The 5244-nt window shown below is 67.2% G+C and carries 5 protein-coding genes and 1 pseudogene; all 6 read right to left on the bottom strand.

From position 1 onward, the window contains the following. Window positions 1–158, bottom strand: a 158-nt coding sequence (locus ACOJTB_RS17790) for a metallophosphoesterase (protein WP_420103861.1), incomplete at its 3' end; no start/stop codon positions are given. An 88-nt stretch (window positions 159–246) separates the two neighbouring features. After that, on the bottom strand, window positions 247–1533 hold the full coding sequence (locus tag ACOJTB_RS17785; RefSeq protein ID WP_420103859.1) for an ABC transporter substrate-binding protein: 1287 nt from the start codon (window positions 1531–1533) through the stop codon (window positions 247–249). 54 nt (window positions 1534–1587) lie between these two features. Beyond that, window positions 1588–2436 (bottom strand): carbohydrate ABC transporter permease, encoded by an 849-nt coding sequence (locus ACOJTB_RS17780; protein ID WP_420103858.1) that lies wholly within the window; start codon window positions 2434–2436, stop codon window positions 1588–1590. Continuing rightward, window positions 2436–3344 (bottom strand): carbohydrate ABC transporter permease, encoded by a 909-nt coding sequence (locus tag ACOJTB_RS17775; RefSeq protein ID WP_420103860.1) that lies wholly within the window; start codon window positions 3342–3344, stop codon window positions 2436–2438. The genes ACOJTB_RS17780 and ACOJTB_RS17775 overlap by 1 nt, the downstream gene beginning before the upstream one ends. An 11-nt stretch (window positions 3345–3355) precedes the next feature. Continuing rightward, window positions 3356–4504 carry an ABC transporter ATP-binding protein gene (locus tag ACOJTB_RS17770; RefSeq protein ID WP_420103857.1) on the bottom strand — a complete coding sequence of 383 codons (1149 nt, stop codon included), beginning with the start codon at window positions 4502–4504 and terminating at the stop codon, window positions 3356–3358. Window positions 4505–4755: 251 nt separating this feature from the next. Beyond that, window positions 4756–5244: pseudogene (locus ACOJTB_RS17765) on the bottom strand (vitamin B12-dependent ribonucleotide reductase); the annotation flags it as partial.

The raw sequence follows: 5244 nt of genomic DNA, 5'->3' as shown, positions 1-5244 counted from the left end.
TCGTTGCAGAGATCGCCGGTGATCACGACCAGGTCGGCATCGGCATGGCGGGCCGCGATATCGGCCAGCGCTTCGCGCAACTGCTGCGCCGGGTCGAGCCCATGGACGATGCCGCCGGGCGGGACGAGATGGGTGTCGGTGATCTGGATAATCTTCATCGGTGCGATCCGTTGTCGGAAAGACGAACGGCGGCGTGATCGCCGCCGTTCCGGTTGGGCAGGGCGCGGCCTTTGAAGCCGCTTTGCCTCACTTGATGAGCGCGTTGGTCTGCTCGACGACCTGCTTCAGGCCCTGCTCCGGCGTGACCTCGCCGCGCATCACCGAGGCGATGATGTCGCGCTGGGTGCGCCAGATGCGGACCGAGTCGCCGCCCGGATAGCCGGCCCAGGGGCGCGACTTGTCGGCCTGAAGCGAAGCGGTCTTCACATTCGGATGCTCGGCGTAATAGGGCGCCAAGAAATCCGGGCCGGTGGCGAGCTTGTTGGTGGGCAGGTAGCCGGTGATGCGCACGATCATGTTCTGCGCCTCGGGGCCGGTAACCCATTTCAGATATTTCCAGGCGGCTTCCTGCCTGGCCTTGTCCTGCGTCAGGATGACGGCCGCGTTGCCGCCGGTCGGCACGCCGCCCTTCTCCTTGTTGTCGAGCGGGAAGGTGGCGGTGGTCAGCTTGAAGCGCTCGCCGACGAGGCCTTCGATCGTCTGCACATGGGCCGGCGTCGAGAAGATGAAGCCGGTGAGGCCGGCGCCGAACTGCTGGCGCGACTGGTCCCAGTCGAGCACGGGCTGGCCGGCCTCGGTGACGAAGCGGCGCACGAGCTTGAGCGCGTTGAGCCCGATTCCGTTGTCGAAGGCGACCTTGCCGGTCTTCGGGTCGTTGAGCTCGCCGCCCTGCTCATAGACCAACGCCTGCCACAGCCAGTCATCCGGCCAGCCGCCGATGTCGTAGGCCATGCCGGCGACCTTGGGATCGGTGGCGCGGATCTTCTTTGCGAGCTCGATCAGCTCGGGGAAGGTGGTCGGCATCTTGTCCGGGTCGCCGCCGGCCTTCTTCACCAGATCGGCGTTGATGAACATGATCGGCGAGGAGGCATTGACCGGTAGGCCGTACTGCTTGCCGTCGACGACGCCGAGCGCGGCCATTTGCGGGGTGTAGTTCTTGTCGAGGAAGGCCTGGCCGCCATCGGCGGCGATCATCGGGCCGAGATCGGCGATCTGGTTGCGCGCCTTCAGGGTGGTCACCAGCTCGTGCAGGAGGTGATAGCCGGAGAAGAACACATCCGGCGTGTTGCCCGTCACGGCCGAGCGCAGAACCTGCTGATGGCCCTCGTTATAGGCGACGGCGGGGGCGAGGAAGCTGATCTTGATGTCCGGGTTGCGCTTCATGAACTCATCGGCCAGCGGCTGATGGAATTTCGTGAAGCCCGGCAGGTTGTAGAGCACGTTGAGCGTGACCTGCTGGGCATGAGCGAGGCCCGGGGCCAGCGCCAGGCCCAGAGCCATGGCTCCGGCGGCAAGACGGTTGCGGAAGGACATTGCAGTCTCCAGTGGTGGTGGACGAAAAGGGGAAGGGCGGCGTTTCGGCGCCGGTCACTTCACTCCGGTCATGGTGACGCCGGCGATGAAGTGGCGGCGGGCGAGCAGGAAGCAGAGCACCATCGGGGCGGTGATGATGGTCGCGCCCGCCATCAGCGCCCCGTAATTCGCGCCGGACTCGACATCCGAGAAGAACAGCATGCCCAGCGGCGGCGGCGCGAGCGCCGTGTCCGAGACCACGATCATCGGCCAGTAGAGGTCGTTCCAGTGGGCGACGACAGAGAACACCGAGAAGGCGGCGAGCGAGGGCAGGGAGCCGCGCAGCACCAGCCCCCAGCAGATCTCCAGCTCGGAGAAGCCGTCCATCCGGGCGGCGTCGATGATCTCGTCCGGGTAGCTGCGGAAGGACTGGCGAAACAGGAAGATTGCGAAGACCGACAGGAAGAACGGTGCCATCAGTGCGAAATAGCTGTTCAGCAGGTTCGCCCAGGCGAGGCCGACGAAGAGCGGCAGCGCCAGCGCCTGCATCGGCACGGAAAGCGCCGCCACCACCAGTGTGAAGAACAGGCGCCGACCGGGAAAGCGCAGCTTGGCCAGCGCATAGGCCGCCGGCACCGCGACCAGCACCTGAACGATCAGGATGCCGCCGCAGACGATGACGCCGTTCAGCATGAAGCGGCCCATCGGCGCCTGCGTCGCGGCGCGAACATAGTTCTCGACCGCGCTGAAATTCTTCGGGATCGGCCAGAGCGAGACGTCGAAGATCTCGGAGGGCGAGCGCAGCGAGGTCAGCACCATCCAGTAGAAGGGCAGCAGCATGATCGCGGCGCCGAGCGCCAGGATCGCGACCGGGAGCACTTTGCGGGCAAGACGGGCGAGGGGGCTGGAGAGCGCGGTGCCCATCAGTAATGAGCCTTCTTGTCGAGATGCAGCGTCTGGCCGATCGAGAGCAGCAGGATGATCGCCAGGAAAAGCAGGGTCAGGGCCGCCGCATAGCCGGTCTCGGCGTATTCGAACCCTTCGAGATAGAGCGCGTAGAGCAGCGTCTCCGAGCCCATGCGGCCCTTCGTCAGCACCGCCACCGTCTCGAAGACCTTGAACGCCGAGATCGAGGTGGTGACGACGACGAAGAGCGTGGTCGGCCCCAGCATCGGCCAGGTCACGGTGAGGAAGCGGTCGATCGGGTGCTTCGCACCGTCGAGCCGGGCGGCTTCATAGAGGTCCTTAGGCACGCCGGAGAGGCCCGCCAGAAACAGCACCATGTTGAAGCCCAGCACCTGCCAGATGCCGATGACTGCGAGCGTCGGGATCAGCAGTGATGGGTTGGCCAGAAACGAGACCGGCTCGTAGCCCAGCGCCCGGATCGCGGCGTTGACCGGCCCGAGCGAGGGATGCAGCAGAAACTGCCAGACGGTCGCCATCGCCACCAGCGTCGCGGTGACGGGCAGGAAATAGGCCGTTTCCCAGAACCAGCGCGAGCGCTTGCGGGAATAGGCCAGCAGCGCCACGCCCAGGCCCAGAAACACGCCGAAGGGGATGACCATCACCGCATAGAGCACGGTGTTGGCCAGCGAGCGCAGAAACACCGGATCGCTGAAGGCGCGGGCAAAATTGCCGAGGCCCACGAAGCGGGTCGAAACGGAGCCGAGCTTGTAGTCCGTCAGGCTGAAGGCGGCGAGCGCCAGCATCGGCAGGATGTAGATCGCCAGCAGCAGCAGCGCCGCCGGTGCGACGAAGGCGAGGCTCCGGGCCCGCATGCGCCTCGCCGCCTGTGCGATGCGGCGCGGCGGGGCGAGGGGCGCGGCCTCCATGCCGATCGCGCTCACGCCGCCACCCGCTCGAGCAGGCCAAGCTCGCGGCGCTGGCCGTCGCTGCCGAAGAGATGGGCTCGGCCCGGCGCGAAGGCGAGCGTCACCGCGGCATCGGCGGCGATCGCGACGCTTTGAGCCGCCGTCTGGCGAAGAATCAACCGAGTTTCGGGCGCTTGGGGAAGGGTCAGATGCAAGAAGCGATCGGCGCCGTGATGCTCGACTCTCTCCACCTTAGCCGGCAATCCTTCCCCGTCGGTCAGTGTGAGATCCTCGGCCCTGAGGCCGAGCGTCGCCGGGCCGGTTTCGCCCACCGCTGTCAGCGGCAGAGGTTCGCCGGCGAAGGAGAGCCGGCCCCGCGCGTCGATCTCGACCGGCAAAAGGTTGATCGAGGGCGAGCCGATGAAGCGCGCCACGGTCAGGCAGGCGGGCTTCTCATAGAGTTCGGAGGGGGCGCCGAGCTGGAGGATGCGGCCGGCATCGAGCAGAGCGATGCGGTCCGACATCGTCATGGCTTCGATCTGGTCGTGGGTGACATAGATGAAAGTGGCGCCGAGGCGCCGGTGCAGGCCGGCGAGTTCGTCGCGCATATGGGCGCGCAGCTTGGCGTCGAGATTGGAGAGCGGCTCGTCCATCAGGAAGGCGGCGGGCTGACGCACCAGCGCCCGGGCGAGAGCGACGCGCTGGCGCTGGCCGCCCGAGAGCTGCGAGGGCTTGCGGTCGAGCAGCGGCTTGATCTGCCGCAGCTCGGCCGCCTGCTCGACGGCGGCGTCGATCTCGCGCAGCACCGGGGCGCGGCCCGGTGAAAACGTGCCGAACAGCGGCAGGCGCTGGGCCAGCGAAAGCCGGCGCATCCTCAGCGGCGTGGCGATGTTCTGCCGCACGGTCATATGCGGGTAGAGCGCGTAGGACTGGAACACCATGGCGAGGTTGCGGTCGCTGGGATCGACCCCGGTGACGTCGCTGCCGCCGATGGTGATGGAGCCGGAATCCGGCGTCTCCAGCCCCGCGATGATCCGCAGCAGCGTCGATTTCCCGCAGCCCGACATACCGACCAGCGAGAGGAATTCGCCCGGCCGGATCGATAGGTCGATGCCCTTCAGAACCGGATCGGTGCCGAAATTCTTGGTGATGCCGGCGATTTCGATCGATTGAGGTTGCATGCCGCGTCCTTGAAAACGCGGTTCGCTTCGGCCCCGGACATGTCAGTGCGATGACGGGCAGGTGACAGTTCGGTTTCAGGCGGGGAGGGCTGCGCGTGCTGTGGGGCCGGAGAGCCAGATGGCCGTGGGATGTCCTTGATAGGCCGCTGGCCGCCGGCCGCATCCCGTTGCGAGCGCAACGAAAAAGGCCGGCGGAGAACCGCCGGCCTCAGGTCAGATCGGGCTGTGTGCCGCCTGCGGCGGTCGTCGGCTTACGAACAGCCGGTCGTGCTGCCGCAGGTGTTGCACTTCAGGCAGGTGCCGTTGCGGACCAGCGTGAAGTTGCCGCATTCGCCGCAGCTGTCGCCGACATAGCCCTTCATGATCGCCTCGGCGCGGCGCTCGGACTGGCTCGGCTGGGCTGCGGGGGCCGCGAAGCCGAGCTTGGCCATGTCGGCCTCGCCATAGACCTCCGGCTCCTCCTTCAGCGCGGTGGCGCCGATGGTGGCGAGCGCGGTCAGCGCCGCGCCGCCGCGCGCCACGGTCTCGACGGCCGGTGTCCCGGCGCCGCCCTGGATCGCGTGGAAGGAGATCGGCTTGCCGCGGCGGAAACCGGTCGAGGCCAGCGGGGTCGTCATCACCGGGGCCGCATCCGGCGCCTTGTCCTGTCCGACGCCGCCGCCCATGACGTCATGGCCGATCTCGCTGGGATCGACATGGGCGAGGTCGTTGCGGCCGAGATAGGAGATCGCCAGCTCGCG

The organism is Allobosea sp., assembly GCF_048595345.1.
Taxonomy (GTDB): domain Bacteria; phylum Pseudomonadota; class Alphaproteobacteria; order Rhizobiales; family Beijerinckiaceae; genus Allobosea.
This window is presented reverse-complemented; position numbering and strand designations above follow the sequence as displayed.